14 protein-coding genes are annotated in these 16,104 nt (G+C 52.1%); 4 read left to right on the top strand and 10 right to left on the bottom strand.

The window, feature by feature from the left end; all coding sequences use genetic code 11:
- Positions 1–84: 84 nt before the first annotated feature.
- From KNP84_RS10540 to KNP84_RS10530, 3 genes are all read right to left on the bottom strand, one after another.
- Entirely contained in the window at positions 85–573 is a 489-nt protein-coding gene (locus KNP84_RS10540) for a DUF3939 domain-containing protein (RefSeq protein WP_251131215.1), read from the bottom strand.
- Positions 574–683: 110 nt separating this feature from the next.
- Positions 684–3,398, bottom strand: coding sequence for an aconitate hydratase AcnA (acnA, locus tag KNP84_RS10535; protein ID WP_215114759.1), 2,715 nt, complete (start codon positions 3,396–3,398; stop codon positions 684–686).
- 197 nt (positions 3,399–3,595) lie between these two features.
- Positions 3,596–5,191, bottom strand: coding sequence for a peptide chain release factor 3 (locus KNP84_RS10530; RefSeq protein WP_058763801.1), 1,596 nt, complete (start codon positions 5,189–5,191; stop codon positions 3,596–3,598).
- A 193-nt stretch (positions 5,192–5,384) separates the two neighbouring features.
- Between KNP84_RS10530 and KNP84_RS10525 the strand changes: the two genes are divergently transcribed.
- The 3 genes from KNP84_RS10525 (at position 5,385) to KNP84_RS10515 (ending at position 8,018) form a co-directional block, all read left to right on the top strand.
- Complete coding sequence (locus KNP84_RS10525; protein WP_021067576.1) at positions 5,385–5,816, top strand: DUF2621 domain-containing protein; 432 nt, start codon at positions 5,385–5,387, stop codon at positions 5,814–5,816.
- A 310-nt stretch (positions 5,817–6,126) separates the two neighbouring features.
- Positions 6,127–6,459: a DUF485 domain-containing protein gene (locus KNP84_RS10520; protein ID WP_131471209.1), complete on the top strand. Its 333-nt coding sequence runs from the start codon at positions 6,127–6,129 to the stop codon at positions 6,457–6,459.
- Positions 6,456–8,018: a solute symporter family protein gene (locus KNP84_RS10515; protein ID WP_131471210.1), complete on the top strand. Its 1,563-nt coding sequence runs from the start codon at positions 6,456–6,458 to the stop codon at positions 8,016–8,018. Before KNP84_RS10520 ends, KNP84_RS10515 begins: the two co-directional genes overlap by 4 nt.
- Before the next feature lie 34 nt (positions 8,019–8,052).
- Here the strand turns inward: KNP84_RS10515 and KNP84_RS10510 are convergent, their stop codons facing one another.
- The gene (locus KNP84_RS10510) at positions 8,053–8,505 is read right to left on the bottom strand and encodes a CcdC family protein (protein WP_034797347.1); all 453 of its coding nucleotides are present in this window, start codon (positions 8,503–8,505) and stop codon (positions 8,053–8,055) included.
- A 19-nt stretch (positions 8,506–8,524) separates the two neighbouring features.
- Entirely contained in the window at positions 8,525–9,223 is a 699-nt protein-coding gene (locus KNP84_RS10505) for a cytochrome c biogenesis CcdA family protein (protein ID WP_021067580.1), read from the bottom strand.
- A 192-nt stretch (positions 9,224–9,415) separates the two neighbouring features.
- On the opposite strand from KNP84_RS10505, the gene KNP84_RS10500 reads away from it, so the two are divergent.
- A complete protein-coding gene (locus KNP84_RS10500) occupies positions 9,416–9,598 on the top strand; it encodes an aspartyl-phosphate phosphatase Spo0E family protein (protein ID WP_021067581.1) in 183 nt (60 codons plus the stop codon).
- Between the two features lie 81 nt (positions 9,599–9,679).
- On the opposite strand, the gene KNP84_RS10495 is transcribed toward KNP84_RS10500, so the two are convergent.
- The 5 genes from KNP84_RS10495 to KNP84_RS10475 form a co-directional block, all read right to left on the bottom strand.
- Positions 9,680–11,443 carry an ABC transporter ATP-binding protein gene (locus tag KNP84_RS10495; RefSeq protein ID WP_021067582.1) on the bottom strand — a complete coding sequence of 588 codons (1,764 nt, stop codon included), beginning with the start codon at positions 11,441–11,443 and terminating at the stop codon, positions 9,680–9,682.
- Positions 11,433–13,187, bottom strand: coding sequence for an ABC transporter transmembrane domain-containing protein (locus KNP84_RS10490; protein WP_215114827.1), 1,755 nt, complete (start codon positions 13,185–13,187; stop codon positions 11,433–11,435). The genes KNP84_RS10495 and KNP84_RS10490 overlap by 11 nt, the downstream gene beginning before the upstream one ends.
- Before the next feature lie 129 nt (positions 13,188–13,316).
- The gene (locus KNP84_RS10485) at positions 13,317–13,547 is read right to left on the bottom strand and encodes a YneF family protein (protein WP_021067584.1); all 231 of its coding nucleotides are present in this window, start codon (positions 13,545–13,547) and stop codon (positions 13,317–13,319) included.
- Between the two features lie 123 nt (positions 13,548–13,670).
- Positions 13,671–15,662: a transketolase gene (gene tkt / locus KNP84_RS10480; protein WP_058763807.1), complete on the bottom strand. Its 1,992-nt coding sequence runs from the start codon at positions 15,660–15,662 to the stop codon at positions 13,671–13,673.
- Between the two features lie 198 nt (positions 15,663–15,860).
- Complete coding sequence (locus tag KNP84_RS10475) at positions 15,861–16,094, bottom strand: DUF896 domain-containing protein (RefSeq protein ID WP_021067586.1); 234 nt, start codon at positions 16,092–16,094, stop codon at positions 15,861–15,863.
- Positions 16,095–16,104: the final 10 nt, after the last annotated feature.

The following is a 16,104-nucleotide window of genomic DNA, read 5'->3' as shown; positions in this document are numbered from 1 at the left end:
CCACCGTAACATAGTTTGTAAACCAGACTCAACCCCGCGACGTGCTCGGACGACCATGTCAAAAAAAGTGACGATGGCATGTCGTCACTCTGGCGGTTTCGGTTCCAAGGACACGATTAACGTCTCGTCAACGACGTAATAGGGCCGTTTCGGCAGTACTTTCAAGTAGCCGCCTTCACGTAATCGAGTCAAATCCAATTGCAGTGTCTGTTGAAATTTTCGAAACGGTATTTTTTTTTCTTGTTCAAAGTATAAATCGAGCGCCCGTTGCACTTGATCCATCTCATAGACCAATTCCCGTTCGTCCTCAGGGACGATATGAAACGTTTCTTTTGACATATAGAACCGCTGTCTCGGTTTACCGGGCAAGTGTTTTTTCAGTCGAGCCAAATCGATTTCTTGCGTCTCGTCGAGCAAGACCGTACGATTGACGCCTTTCGGTAACGTCTGTTCATATTCATGGATGGCTTCGCGCAGCTGCGGAAGCGTGAGGTCGAACTCTTCCTCCGCCACTTCCTCTTTTTGCGTCATTCGTTGCCACCAGTTTTTACCTGATTTCGTCTGTCGTTCCATACACTCCCCCCTCTCCCCATTCTCTTCCCGATATGAGTCATCCTCTCACCTTTTATTCGCATATTCACAAAAAAAAACCTTCCTTTTTGCAAAGGAAGGTTTTACGTTGCTTATTTCAATTTGTTGCGGAGAACCATCTGCAAGATTCCACCGTGACGGTAATAATCGATCTCGACTTCTGAATCGAAGCGCGCGACGACTTTGAACTCGGTCACTGTGCCGTTCTCATGTGTTGCTTTGACGTTCAGGATATCACGTGGGCGGACTGACTCGTCGACTTGGATGTCGATCGCTTCTTCGCCTGTGAGTCCGAGTGAGTCGGCTGACTCCCCGTCCATGAACTGAAGTGGCAATACGCCCATCATGACGAGGTTCGAGCGGTGAATCCGTTCGAAGCTTTGCGCGATGACGGCACGGATGCCGAGCAAGTTCGTCCCTTTGGCTGCCCAGTCACGTGACGAGCCCATGCCGTAGTCGTTTCCAGCGAAGACGACAAGGCCTGTGCCTTGCTCTTTGTACTTCATGGCCGCATCGTACATCGGCATAATTTCGCCAGTCGGCCAGTACGTCGTGAAGCCGCCTTCAGTGCCAGGTGCGACTTGGTTACGGATACGGATGTTCGCGAACGTACCGCGCATCATGACTTCGTGGTTCCCGCGGCGTGAGCCATACGAGTTGAAGTCGAGCGGTGCGACACCTTTCGATTGAAGGTATTGGCCGGCTGGTGTCGTTTTCGAGAATGCTCCAGCTGGTGAGATGTGATCGGTCGTGACCGAATCAGCAAACTTCCCGATGACGCGGAGTCCGTTCAACGCATGAACTTCTCCCGCTTCTGGCTCGAGGTTTTCGAAGAACGGTGGGTTTTGGATATACGTCGAATCGTCCGAGAAGTCATACAAGTTGCCTTCTGGCACGTCGAGGGCATTCCAACGCTCGTTCCCTGTGAACACTGTGTCGTACTCTTTACGGAACGCTTCCGGCGAGACGACATCTTGAACGACCATCTTAATCTCATCGTTTGATGGCCAGATGTCTTTGAAGAAGACCTCGTTGCCATCTTTGTCTGTTCCGAACGACTCGTTCATGATGTCGAAGTTGACCGATCCAGCGAGTGCGTAAGCGACGACGAGTGGCGGTGACGCCAAGAAGTTCGCTTTGACGAGCGGATGGACGCGGCCTTCGAAGTTACGGTTCCCCGAGAGGACCGATGAGACGAGCAAATCGTTCGATGTGATTGCTTCTTCAACTTCGCGGTCGAGTGGACCCGAGTTTCCGATACATGTCGTACATCCATAACCGACAGTGTTGAAACCGAGTTGGTCGAGGTACGGCGTGAGACCGGCTTTGTCAAGATAGTCGGTAACGACTTTCGATCCCGGTGCGAGCGACGTCTTCACGAATTTTGGAACCGTGAGACCGCGTTCGACGGCTTTCTTCGCGACTAGACCTGCTCCGACCATGACGTATGGGTTTGATGTGTTCGTACAGCTTGTGATGGCTGCAATCGCCACGTCACCCGTGCGCATGTCGACAGCGCCGTCTGCGTAGTTGATAGCTGATTTCTTCTCAAGCTCGGATTTTTCAAGACCGAAGCCGCTGTGTCCGGCTGGTGCCGTTACGCTATCGACGAACGCTGTCTGAAGGTCTGATAAGTTGATACGGTCTTGCGGACGTTTCGGTCCAGCAAGCGACGGTTGTACTTTCGACAAGTCGAGCGTGAGCGTCTTTGTGAACGACGGGTCCGCTTGATCCGGTGTGTAGAACAAGTCATTCGCTTTCGAGTAGGCTTCGACGAGGTCGATCAATTCTTCTGGGCGACCTGTCGTGCGCATGTAGTTGAGCGTCTCTGTATCGACTGGGAAGAAGCCACAAGTCGCACCATACTCAGGCGCCATGTTGGCGATCGTTGCCCGGTCTGAGAGCGGCATCGTGTGAAGCGATGGACCGAAGAACTCGACGAACTTGCCGACGACTTTCTCGTTACGGAGCATCTCTGTTACGACGAGCGCGACGTCTGTCGCCGTGACACCCGGATTGACTTCACCGATGATTTTGACGCCGACGACGTCTGGTACCGGGAAGTAAGACGGTTGTCCGAGCATGCTCGCCTCGGCTTCGATTCCACCGACACCCCAACCGAGGACGCCGAGACCGTTGATCATCGTCGTGTGCGAGTCCGTTCCGACGAGCGAGTCTGGATAGGCGACATTGCCCGTTCCGTCATTCTTCTCGAGGACGACCGACGCCAAGTACTCCAAGTTGACTTGGTGAACGATTCCTGTCGCAGGCGGAACGGCGCGATAGTTGTCGAACGCCGTCTGGGCCCAACGCAAGAACTTGTAGCGCTCTTCGTTACGCTCGAACTCGATGTCCATGTTTTTCATGAGTGCGCCGGCAAAACCGTACGCATCGACTTGGACCGAGTGGTCGACGACGAGGTCAACCGGGATTTCAGGATTGATTTTGTTCGGGTCTCCACCAAGGTCAGCCATCGCCTTGCGAAGTGAGGCGAGGTCAACGACCGTCGGTACACCCGTAAAGTCCTGAAGGACGACACGAGCCGGTTTGAACGGAACATCGATGTCTTTCGAAACTTCGGCAGTACCCCATTTAGCCAAGTTCTCGACATGTTCTTTCGTGATGGCACGGCCATCCTGTTGGCGAAGCACAGATTCGAGCAATACGCGAATCGAGTACGGAAGTCGACTAAGTTCCGTCACCCCTTCTTCTTCAAGCTTTTTAAGCCGGTAATAATCGTACGCTTGTCCATTGACCTCGAACTGCGTCCGAGATTTGAAAGCGTCTAATACGTTCGTCTGTTCCATACGATATCCCCCTTTTTGAAAGCGGCGATGCCGGCACGTGCCGTAATCGCTTACTTATCACATGTTTATCATAATACAACTATAGCGTGACGTAAAATACATTCCGTCACAAATTAGTCATAAGTAAAACTTATCAATAGCGTCAGACTCACTGAAACATGAAAAGACGGCCCTTGGACAAGAGCCGTCTTCAATCATTATTCTGCGCCAATCTCGACGTTGACGTCGAGGGCGTCGACGAGCGTGAGCTCATCTTCATACCGTTCTTTGAAGCGATCGAACGTGAACTCGTTGGCGAACAAGAACACAGGACGCTCCCAACGATCCGTCACGAGCATGTTGCGTGAGTCCTGGAACGGCTTGAGCGCCTTCAATTCCTTGTCCTTCACCCAACGTGCGACGCTGTACGAGACCGGCTCCATACGGATGTCGACGCCGTATTCGTTGTTCAAGCGATACTCGAACACTTCGAATTGGAGTTGACCGACCGCACCGAGATAAATCTCGTTGTATTCGTTGCGATACACTTGAATCGCTCCCTCTTGGGCGAGCTGCTCCACACCTTTGTGGAAATGCTTCGACTTGAGCGAGTTGATTGGCGAGACGCGCATGAACAGTTCAGGCGGGAACGTCGGCAACGCCTCAAACGCGATTTTCTGTTTCGACGTCGTGATCGTGTCGCCGATTTGGTATGTCCCCGAATCGTAAATCCCGATCACGTCTCCAGCGAACGCCTGATCGACCGTTTCCCGGTCGTTGGCCATGAGCTGCGTCGATTGACTCAATTTGATTTTCTTCCCTGTCCGCGTGAGTGTGACGTCCATGCCGCGCTCGAACACGCCCGAACAGATGCGGACGAAGGCGATGCGGTCACGGTGGGCCGGGTTCATGTTCGCTTGAATCTTGAAGACGAAGCCGCTGAAGTCTTCTGACGTCGGGTCGATTGGACCGACATTCGACTTACGGGCCTCAGGGGCCGGTGACATGGCGAGATAGTGGTTCAAGAACGATGTCACGCCGAAGTCGACGAGTGCCGTCCCGAAAAAGACCGGAGTCAATTTCCCGTGCTGAATCGCATCGACTTCGATTTCATTGCCGGCACCGTCGAGAAGATCGATTTCATCTCGAAGGTTCGTCAAGTTCTCTTCCGTCAAATAATCGGCGAGAATCGGGTCATTGACGCCGTCCTCGTTCAACGTGAGCGTCCCTTTCTCACCCCGGAACAAGTGGACTTCGTTCTTCAGGCGGTCGTACACCCCTTCGAACTGCATCCCGCTCCCGATCGGCCACGTGACGGCGACCGAAGGCATCCCGAGCACTTCTTCGAGCTCTTCCATGAGTTCGAGCGGGTCTTTCGCTTGGCGGTCCAATTTGTTCATGAACGTGAAGATTGGAATCCCCCGCATCCGACAGACTTGGAACAATTTCTTCGTCTGCGTCTCAATCCCTTTGGCCGCATCGATGACCATGACGGCGCTATCGACCGACGTCAACACACGGTACGTGTCTTCCCCGAAATCGTTGTGTCCGGGCGTGTCCATGATTGAGACGACCTTATCTTGATAGACGAACTGCATGACCGACGAGGTGACCGAGATCCCACGTTGTTTCTCGATTTCCATCCAGTCCGACTTGGCATGCTTGGAATTTTTGCGGGCTTTGACCGTCCCCGCCTCACGGATGGCGCCTCCGTGGAGGAGCAACTTCTCCGTCAGCGTCGTCTTACCGGCATCCGGGTGCGAGATGATGCCGAAAATACGACGCTTCTCAACTTCTTGTTTTAATTGATTCATGTATGGCTCTTTCCTTTCTGGACAATACGATTTATACGATGTCTTGCTCACTGCAACGCTATCTATTCTAACGAAACCGGCCCGTTTCGTCCATCTTTATAGTAGGGAACGGATAGCTGTAGCTTTTGTATCACGCCCCTTTTTTGTATACTTAGCTTGAATGATCGTGAAATGACAGAACGGGGGAAAGACGATGCCAGAAAACTTGATGATGTATTTCATTGTCTTCTGGGGATTCGTGATGATCGGGTTAATGTCGATCGGCGGTTACTTTATGTTCCGTAAATTTTTGAAACGAATGCCAAAAGAAGATGGACGCTCACTCCTCGACATCGAGGATGACTACATCGACAAGACACGCCACTTATGGACACCGGAGACGCGAACGTTGCTCGACCGCCTCGTCACGCCGGTACCAGAGCTGTTCCGCGACGTCGCCATCCGCAAGATTGCCGGTAAGATCGGACAATTCGCCCTCGAGACCCGGGCACGTGAAATGACGACCGAGCTCGTCGTCAAAGGCTATATCGCCGCAACACCGAAGCGGGATCATAAGTTCTTAAAGAAGGCACTTGAAGAAGAGCAAATCGACTGGAAGGTGTATCAACATTACTTCCAACAATGAGACGAGACGTCAGGACATGTGCCTGGCGTCTTTTTGTTCACTCTTGATGTCGACTCATCGTAGCCGACTGATTATGTCTCCTGCTTACGAAATTGTGCCATACGACTAATAGGCCAAAAGTACCCTTTTCACGAGTAGTAACTATTCAAAAATAATGTTCATAATATAGACAATATTGAAAACGCTTACATTAAAGTGGTATGACCAATATTAGTATAACAATTTCGTTTTCCGCAATAAAAAATGGATAGCTTTTCCTTTATTTACATTTCTATAATGTACGTATCTTGATGCCGAAGGAGGTTTTTATATGCATGATGTCACACATGTCACGCAAACCGACAGTACCCGCTCCGCCGAAGCGATTGTCGAGAGCCAGACGTTCCACAAACTGATGCGAGAAAAGAATCGGTTCATTGTTCCATCCATCCTCTTCTCTCTTATCTTCTACTTCACGTTGCCAATCTCGACAAGTTACTTCACCTTTTTGAATATCCCGGTCGCCGGAGACATCACATGGGCCTGGGTGCTCGCCTTCGCCCAATTCTTTATGACCTGGACGTTCTGTGTGATGTACAGCCGCCGGGCCCGTCGGTTTGACGAACTCGTCACCGCCATCAAACAAGAGGAGGACGACCGATGAACTGGACCGCTATTTTATTATTCCTCGCGATTGTCGGGCTCACGCTCGTCATCACGTTCTTCGCCGCTCGTAAAACGAAGACCGCGAGCGACTTTTATACGGCCGATGGAGGGTTGACCGGTTTCCAAAATGGGCTCGCCATCGCCGGGGACTATATGTCGGCAGCTTCTTTCCTCGGGATTGCCGGGATGATTGCCCTCGCCGGATTTGACGGTTTCTTCTATTCAATCGGCTTCTTGGTGGCTTATCTCGTTGTGCTCTACCTCGTGGCCGAGCCGCTCCGTAACCTTGGCAAGTATACGATGGCCGATATGATTGCGGCTCGATTCAACAAACCGCGCGTGCGCGGTGTCGCCGCCATGAACGCCATCGTCATCTCGATTTTCTATATGATCGCCCAGCTCGTCGGGGCCGGCGCGCTCATCGAGTTATTGCTCGGCATCCCATACACGACGAGTGTCGTCGTCGTCGGGATTTTGATGACGGTGTACGTCGTCTTCGGAGGGATGACCGCGACGTCATGGGTACAGATCACGAAAGCTGTGCTATTGATGATCGGGACCGCCATCATCTCGTTTCTCGTGTTCGCTCGCTTTGACTTCTCTGTCTTCACCATGTTCTCCGAAGTGAGCAAGGCGACGCCGCTCGGCGACAGTTTCTTGAACCCGGGCAACAAGTTCAAGCTCCCGCTCGACACGATCTCGCTCAACTTGGCACTCGTCCTCGGGACGGCCGGTCTGCCCCACATCCTTATCCGTTTTTTCACGGTCAAAGATGCACCGACAGCACGCCAATCGGTCGTCTATGCGACATGGATCATCGGTGCGTTCTACATATTGACAATCTTCCTCGGATTCGGTGCCGCCGCATTCGTCGGCTCGGATGCCATTATCGCCGCCAACCCGGCCGGCAACATGGCCGCACCGCTCCTGGCTCAAGTGCTCGGCGGCGACTTGTTGTTCGCCTTTGTCGCGGCGATCGCATTTGCCACAATCCTTGCCGTCGTCGCCGGCCTCGTCTTGTCGGCCGCCTCGGCATTCGCCCACGACTTCTATGGACATATCGTCCGTAAAGGGGAAGCAACAGAGAAAGAACAAGTCACGGCGGCCCGCATCGCTTCGATTGCTGTCGCCCTCGTCTCGATGGGACTCGCGTTTTTCGCACAGTCGATGAACGTCGCTTTCCTCGTCTCGCTCGCTTTCGCCGTGGCCGCCAGTGCGAACTTGCCGGTCATCTTGTTCACGATTTACTGGAGACGGTTCAACACCGGAGGAGCCGTGTTCGGCATGATTGTCGGCTTGTTCTCGTCACTCTTCCTCGTCGCCATCAGCCCGAACGTATGGGCGCCGGACGGTTCCGCCATCTTTATCGGTGAGGCTCTGTTCCCGCTCACGAATCCGGGGATCGTGTCGATCCCGCTCGGTTTCCTCGCCGCTATCGTCGGGACGTACGTGACGAAGTCAGATGAAGTCGCCGGAAACTTCGAACGGATTCTCGTCAAGGCCAACACCGGAATCGATGCCGAGACCGAAGCAGCCCTGACCAAAAAATCTTCTTAATCGACAAAACGGCGTCCCTCGCAAGGGACGCCGTTTATGATGCTACGATTTGTTTGTACTTTTGATACATGGCGATGCGCCATGGGACAATCATGCCCCAGGCGATCAAGTAGAACAGGCCGCCCGTCGCGAATATGTTGACCTCGTCGCCAAGGAACGCCTTCATGACCGTCCGGATGGCCAATAAGACAAACACGACGATGAAGAACGCTTTCGAACGGGACAAGTACACCTCTCCGTCACGTTTCTCGAAATTCGACGTCTTGATGAGGAACACGCTGAAAATCAATCCCACGATCAGCGCCTCTCCGACCTCGAGCCAAGTCAGCCGAAACGCCGGGACGAGAAATTGTAACATGCCCGTCGACATCGCCAGCGGCGGAATCAAAATCTTTTTCGCATTCGTCGGACGTGCTGACGCTTTGACGCGAACGAAGCTCGCAATCAAGCCCATCATCAGTGCGACGAGGGTCGATCCCCAAAATATCGACATTCGGTCAACCCCTTTAAAATCCGGTGAATCCTACTAATTCGCTCATCCAAGCAGCGAAGCGGTTCATGCCATCAAAATATAATACGACGCCGAAAGCCATCATCAAATAGCCTCCGAATCTTGCTACCTTGGCGCTATTGCGTGCCAAGTACTTGATTTTGCCGACAAAACCGGCCATAACGAGGAATGGGATGGCAAAGCCGATGACGTATGCCAACATATAGCCCATTCCCTGACTCGGGTTCGACGCCGCGAGGGCGATGACGCCAGCAAGAATCGGTCCGGTACAAGGTGTCCACCCTGCTGCGAATCCGATTCCGATGAGTGCCGTCCCAAAATAGCCGCTCTTGCGCTCTCCTAATGCGAGTTTTTTTTCGCGCATCATAAAACGTGGTTGCCAGAGACCTGCCAAGAAGACACCAAATACGAAGATAAGGATGGCACCGAACATGCGCAAACTATCTTTGTATTGAATGAACACGTCGGCAATCAGCGAGGTCGACAAACCGAGCACGAGAAAGACGATAGAGAAACCGAAGAGGAATGAGAACGTATGAAACCATGCCGTGCGCTGCCGCAGTCCTTCGCTCTTCAAATCAGAGACAGAGACCCCAGTGATATACGATAAAAAGACTGGATACAACGGTAGCGTGCACGGAGACAAAAATGACAAGACGCCCGCCCCAAATGCGAGCCAAAGGGTAACTTCCATGCGATCTTCCACCTTTCAGCCCCATTATAGCGAAAACCTTTTCAAAATGCTCGCATCTTTTTCTGCAACGATTGTTTGATTGAAATTGTAATCTTTGAAATGGAAATGAAACTTGTAAACAGTAGTGTTAGATGCTAAGATTTGGATATTCCTAAGTAACACTTTTGACTTTATAATGATGGGGGAAACACCGTGGCGGTCATCACAGCTGAAAACTTACATTATGCCATTGAACAGAAACGCGATGAACTGTACGAAATCGCTTCGCAACACAGTTGGACGTCTCCTGAAGTGATTCACGTCAGCCAAGAGTTAGACAAGCTGATCACACGTCACGTCCTCGCTATACATGCTTCAGAGCACCTAACTTTTTAAATGAACGGCTCTCCGCATCTCATTTGCGGAGAGCCTTTTCCATGGAAAAAAGACGCCGATATTGGCGTCTTTTTTTGTAATTTATGACATCAGACGTTGGCCTGATTGAAGTTCATACATCTTTTTGTAGAGCCCGTCTTGTTTCAATAACGATTGATGATTACCTCGTTCGACGATTTCACCACGATGGAGGACGAGTATCAAGTCGGCATCTTGAATTGTCGAGAGTCGGTGTGCGATGGCAATCGTCGTCCGACCCCGTCTCATCCGCTCGAGGGCGAGTTGAACGCGCTCCTCGGTCTCAGTATCAATCGAACTCGTCGCCTCATCCAAAATCAAGATTTTCGGATCCCGGGCGACCGTCCGGGCGAACGCGAGCAATTGCCGTTCCCCGCTCGAGAACGTCGCCCCCCGTTCACCGACCGTATGCCCGTAGCCGGCCTCGAGTTTCTCGACGAACGTATGGGCTTGGACGAACTCAGCCGCTTCCCGGACTTTGTCCGAGTCGATTGTCGGGTTAAATAGTTTTAAGTTGTCCTCGATCGTCCCCGTGAACAAGAACGGGTCTTGGAGCACAAGGCCGACTTTGGCTCGAAGCTCGGCTTCCTCGAACTGCTCGATCGGATGCCCATCAATCGTGATTTGTCCTGATTGATACGGATAGAACCGGGTCAACAAGTTGATGATTGAACTCTTCCCGCTCCCGGTATGACCGACGAGTGCGACTGTCTCTCCCGGCTTGGCGACGAACGAGATGTGTTTCAATACGTCGACTTCTCCGTCATAGCTGAACGTGACGTTTTCGAAGCGTACTTCCCCGGAGCCAATTTCAGCCGTTCCCTCCAAGCTCTTTCCTGGGGCCGGTTCATCCGTGTCCAAGACTTTGAAAACTCGGTCCGCCGAAACGACCGCCTGTTGAAATTCGCTCAAGCGTTGCATGATATCGAGCACGGGACGGAAGATTCGTTCGATATAGCTGATAAAGGCGTAGACGACCCCGACTTGTACTTGCTCGGTCGTTGACAAGACGCCGTAATAGCCGAGCAGCCCGATGATGGAGAAGGCGAGCAACAATTCGATAATCGGTCGCAACAACATACTGTCGAGCTTCAAGTTCCGATAACGTGCTTCTTGGTGGGCCTCGTTCGTCTCTTCGAATTGGCGGACAAGCCGCTCTTCTTGACGAAACTGTTGAACGATTCCCATCCCGTTAATCGACTCATTCAACTGTCCGTTCAATTGTGACAGCAGATCACGCACTTGCGCGAAGTACTTTGTCGAGTAGCGACGATACACCCAGATGATGAGCCAGAACAACGGCACGAGCACAAGCCCCATCGTTGCGAGCGTCGGTTCGAGGATATAGAGAAACACGTATGTCCCGAGCAGCTGCACGGCCGATTGGACGAACGTACTCATCACCCCGACGTACAGCTCCTTGACCGCCTCGGTGTCGTTCGTAATCCGCGAGACGAGTACGCCTGCTGGCGTCCGGTCGAAATAGGCGAGCCGCATGCCCATGACGTGACGGAAAATATCCATCCGAATGTTTTGAACGATTTTTAAGGCGATTTTTTGGAATGAAATCGACTGTAAATAGTCGAAGATGATCGCCGACACATGCAAGACCAAATAAACGACGAGCAATGTGACGACCCAGTTCGTCGGATAGACGCCTGGCGTCACGAACTCATCAATAAAGACCTTGATTAAAAACGGTCCCGCGAGCTTCGCACCGGTGGCGAGCAACAAAAAGACGAAAGCGAGACTGAGTGGGCGTGAGTAACGATTCGTATACGCCAATAGACGTTTGATGACCGCCCATTCCTGAACGTCATGCTTCATGGTGGCCACCCCCTTCTACGATTGCTTCGAGCTGTTGACGATCATACGTATCTTTGTACCATCCCGGTTCGCGAATCAAGTCCTGATGCCGGCCCCGTTGGATGATACGACCGTCTTCGAGAACGAGAATCTCGTCGGCGTGCTCGACCGCAGACAGTCGGTGCGCGACAATCAACCGAGATTGATCGGGATTCCCGGCCCGGAAATGCTCGATGATCGCTTCTTCCGTCTTCGCATCGACGGCGGAGAGAGCATCGTCTAGAATCAATACGTCTGCCTCGATCATGAGGGCACGTGCAATCGAGATGCGTTGTTTTTGGCCGCCCGATAGCGTCACGCCCCGTTCGCCTACAAGCGTGGCATAACCTTCTGGTAACCGCATGATGTCATCATGCACTTCGGCGATTTTAGCTGCTTCCATAATCTCGTCAAGTTTTGCTTCCGGTTTACCGAACGCGATATTGTTTGCAATCGAGTCGCTGAACAAGAAATGGTCTTGCGGGACGACGGCGACCTTATCGAGCAGAAGTGATTTTTTCACCTGTCGGATATTGATGCCCCCGATTTTAATCGTGCCGTCATGGACGTCATACTCCCGCGTCAACAGCCGAACGATTGTCGTTTTACCGGAGCCTGTCCGTCCGACAATCCCGAGTGTGCGGCCGCGTTCGATCCGGAACGACACGTCTTGTAAGACGGGTGTCTCATCATAGCGGAAGGCATGAATGTCTGCCACAATCTCCGAATGGGCAAGTTTCGTCGCCGCCATCGGGTCATCTTGAATCTCAGGTTTGACGGCGAGCATTCGCTCGATTCGGTCATAAGACGCACGACCGCGTTCGACGATATTGAACAGCCAGCCGAACGCGAGCATCGGCCAAGTGAGCAAACTGAGATACGCCGTGAAACTGACGATTTGACCGATTGTCAGCTCGCCTTGTTCAATCAAATAGGCACCATAGCCAATCGATAAGATATACGAGAGGCCGACGATTCCGAAGATGGTCGGGTCGTATAGGGCATCGATTTTGGCGACACGGACGTTCTTCGCCATGACCTCGTCGGATAACTTCTCGAACGAGTCGACGTCGCGGCCGACTTCTCCGGCCGATTTCAATACCCGGACACCGCTGACGCTCTCTTGGACTTTGTCATTCAGTTCGGAGAACGCCGCCTGAGCGACCCCGAACCGATTATGTAATAGTTTGCCGTATCGTGTCGTTAACGCGACCATGATTGGCAGCGGCAACAGCGCTACGACCGTCAACTTCCAACTAATCGTCGTCACCATCGTGATGATGACGAACGTCCCCATGGTAATGCTGTCGACGAGCGTCAAAATCCCCGCACCCGCCGTCGTCGAGACGGCTTGGACATCGTTCGTCGCATGAGCCATCAAATCCCCGACCCGCGACTTCTTATAAAAACGTTGATCTAAATCGGTGAAATGGCGATAGAGCTGACTCCGCAACATCCGACCGAGCCGAATTGAAGCCCCAAAGATGAAGTACCGCCAGAAGAAGCGGGCCACATAGTTTCCGATGCCGACGGCCGCGAGCCCGCCGAGCAACATCCACAATAAATCTGTTTCGAGCGATTCTCGGTTGATCTCATCGACGATTCGGCCGATGATGCGTGGCGGCACGAGTTCGAGCGCCGCAACGAACATGAGTAGGACGATACCGAGCGCATACGTCCGCCATTCGAGCTTGAAGAACCAAGCCAATTGTTTGAATACACGAATCTGAAACACCCCCTATGTTGTCTTGAATTCAGACTATTCTTTTAGATTAGCGAAAGTTTGTTCGATTGTCTAACAAAAAATGGATACAAAAAGCACTTTGCGGGCGCAAAGTGCTTCGGTCGATCCGGTTTATTTCTTTTCGTTCTTCATTTGAACGTTCATGGCGCGCATCACTTGGTTGACTTTCTTCTGTGACGGCTTTTGACCCATTTGCATCATCAATGTACGAATCATATCTTCGTTGATCGGTGGGTTCTGTTCGAGGTAGTTCATCATGTATTTACGAGCGATAAAGAAACCGATCGCAATACCCCCGATTAGTGCTGCCACGATCAGAAGAATCCAGAATAATGTACTCAAGGCTTAACCTCCTCTACCATATGAAACATCGTTTTTTACTATACACTATATTACGCTAATTCGCTAGTCGTCTGTAAAAAAAGTGGTGACCCAAAACTCCGGGCCACCACTGATAGTAAGCGATTAAAGTGATTTGACAGCAGCGACGACGTTGTCGACCGACATGCCATATTCTTTCATGAGGAGATCCCCAGGGGCAGAGGCACCGAACTTGTCGATTCCGAGTACTTTACCGCCGAATCCGACGTATTTGTACCAGCCGAGTGTCGCGCCCGCTTCAAGCGAGACACGCTTCGTGATTGACGAAGGAAGGACCGATTCTTTGTATTCTGCTGACTGTGCTTCGAACAATTCCCACGAAGGCATCGAGACGACAGCCGCGTTCACGCCGTCAGCCGCGAGTGCTTCGCGAGCTTCGACGAGGACGTGTACTTCAGAACCTGTACCGAGGAGGAGGACGTCCGCCTCGCTCGAGTTACCGGCGACGACGTAGCCACCTTTAGCCGCTTCTTCGATCGACGTGCCTTCGAGTTCTGGCAACGCTTGACGCGTCAAGACGAGAAGTGACGGTGATGATTTCGTTGTGATTGCTTGCTTCCAAGCCGCAATCGTCTCTTTTCCGTCAGCCGGACGGAGAACAGACAAGTTTGGCATCGCACGGAAGCTCATCAAGTGCTCGACCGGTTCGTGTGTCGGGCCGTCTTCGCCGACCGCGATTGAATCGTGTGTCAAGACGAACGTCGATGGGATTCCCATGAGGGCCGCGAGTCGTACCGCTGGACGCAAATAGTCTGAGAAGACGAAGAATGTCGCGCCGTAAGGAAGGACACCACCGTGGAGTGCCATACCGTTGACGGCAGCTGCCATTGCGAATTCACGGACGCCGAACCAGATGTTGCGGCCTGCTGGATCTTCATCGAAGTCTGCAGCACCTTTAATCATCGTGTTGTTCGAGCCCGCGAGGTCAGCCGAACCACCGAAGAGTGTCGGCACCGCTTTAGCGATTGCGTTCAATACTTCACCGCTCGTTTGACGTGTTGCTTTCTTCGAACCGATTTCGAACGTCGGCAGCTCGCTGTCCCAACCTTCTGGGAGCTCGTTGTTCACTGCACGCTCGAACTGGGCACCGAGTTCAGGGTGTGCTGACTTGTAAGCTTCAACGAGTTCGTTCCAGTCCGCTTCATGCTTCGCGCCTGGCTCAACGACTTTATCGTTGAACAAGTCGTATACTTCGTTCGGTACGTAGAAGTTTTCGCCTTCCCACTTGTAGAACTGCTTCGTGAGCTCGATTTCAGCTTCGCCGAGTGGCGCGCCGTGTGAGGCCGATTTCCCTGACTTGTTCGGTGAACCGAAACCGATGACCGTCTTCACTTCGATGAGGGTCGGTTTCGACGTTTCCGCTTTCGCTTCGTCGATTGCTTTCGCGATTGTATCGATGTCCGTGCCATCTTCAACGCGAATCACTTGCCAGCCGTAAGCGTTGAAACGATCTTCGACACTTTCTGAGAACGACTTGTGAAGGTCGCCATCGAGTGAGATGTCGTTTGAATCATAAAGGACGACGAGCTTTCCGAGTTTCAAGTGACCAGCGAGTGAGGCAGCTTCTGCCGACACGCCTTCCATCAAGTCACCGTCTCCGCAAATCCCGTATGTGAAGTGGTCAACCACTTTGAACTCATCACGGTTGTAAGTCGCTTCCAAATGCTTTTCAGCCATCGCCATACCGACTGCCATGGCAATCCCTTGGCCAAGCGGTCCAGTCGTCGCGTCGACACCAGCCGTGTGACGGTACTCTGGGTGTCCAGGCGTCTTCGAATCCATTTGACGGAACGATTTGAGGTCGTCGAGTGAAAGGTCGTAACCAGATAAGTGAAGAAGCGAGTACAAGAGCATCGAACCGTGTCCCGCTGAAAGAACGAACCGATCGCGGTTGAACCAGTTCGGGTTTTTCGGGTTGTGACGCATCTTATCCGTCCAAAGTGTGAACGCCATCGGAGCCGCACCCATCGGCATCCCCGGGTGACCAGAGTTCGCTTTTTGGACCGCATCAATCGAGAGCGTCCGAATCGAGTTAATCGCTAATAATTCTTTAGTAGTTGTTTCCACTAATTTCATCCTCTCTGTTGTTACAAAGTTTCTACCCGTCATATTTTAGCATACTCATTCGTGTGTCACAACTAATTAATTAGTATAACACATTGAATGGAATCGTTTACTTCCTTTCGTCCAAAATCAGTCCAATAAGTCCCCCTGATCCCCGTTCGCGTATAACAAACATGCACACCCTATATGAAATAGGATGTGCATTCGTGGTCACTCCGAGCGATGTCGTTTCTGCTCGTCTTTCAATTTTTCAGGCGTTACATCGTTCCCGTCCGGATCGACGACCTTCATCCCCATCATTTGTGATTTGAATGATTGGCGGAACGCTTGCAAATATTGTTGGCGCAGCGCTTGCTGCTCGTCCATCTCTTCTGATGACAGTCCATCTGTCTTGGCTTTGTTGGCGAGAAAATTGATTCGCTCCAACTGTTCAGGTGCTAGCATCAGGCTCGCC

This window comes from Exiguobacterium sp. s70, assembly GCF_018618315.1.
GTDB classification, from domain to species: domain Bacteria; phylum Bacillota; class Bacilli; order Exiguobacteriales; family Exiguobacteriaceae; genus Exiguobacterium; species Exiguobacterium chiriqhucha.
This window is presented reverse-complemented; position numbering and strand designations above follow the sequence as displayed.

Excerpts from the sequence above, each read along its gene's own strand:
- KNP84_RS10520 (WP_131471209.1), top strand. The coding sequence starts at position 6,127 with ATGCATGATGTCACACATGTCACGCAAACCGACAGTACCCGCTCCGCC.
- KNP84_RS10475 (WP_021067586.1), bottom strand. The coding sequence starts at position 16,094 with ATGCTAGCACCTGAACAGTTGGAGCGAATCAATTTTCTCGCCAACAAA.
- acnA (WP_215114759.1), bottom strand. The coding sequence starts at position 3,398 with ATGGAACAGACGAACGTATTAGACGCTTTCAAATCTCGGACGCAGTTC.
- KNP84_RS10505 (WP_021067580.1), bottom strand. The coding sequence starts at position 9,223 with ATGGAAGTTACCCTTTGGCTCGCATTTGGGGCGGGCGTCTTGTCATTT.
- KNP84_RS10530 (WP_058763801.1), bottom strand. The coding sequence starts at position 5,191 with ATGAATCAATTAAAACAAGAAGTTGAGAAGCGTCGTATTTTCGGCATC.
- KNP84_RS10525 (WP_021067576.1), top strand. The coding sequence starts at position 5,385 with ATGCCAGAAAACTTGATGATGTATTTCATTGTCTTCTGGGGATTCGTG.
- KNP84_RS10495 (WP_021067582.1), bottom strand. The coding sequence starts at position 11,443 with ATGAAGCATGACGTTCAGGAATGGGCGGTCATCAAACGTCTATTGGCG.
- tkt (WP_058763807.1), bottom strand. The coding sequence starts at position 15,662 with ATGAAATTAGTGGAAACAACTACTAAAGAATTATTAGCGATTAACTCG.
- KNP84_RS10540 (WP_251131215.1), bottom strand. The coding sequence starts at position 573 with ATGGAACGACAGACGAAATCAGGTAAAAACTGGTGGCAACGAATGACG.
- KNP84_RS10515 (WP_131471210.1), top strand. The coding sequence starts at position 6,456 with ATGAACTGGACCGCTATTTTATTATTCCTCGCGATTGTCGGGCTCACG.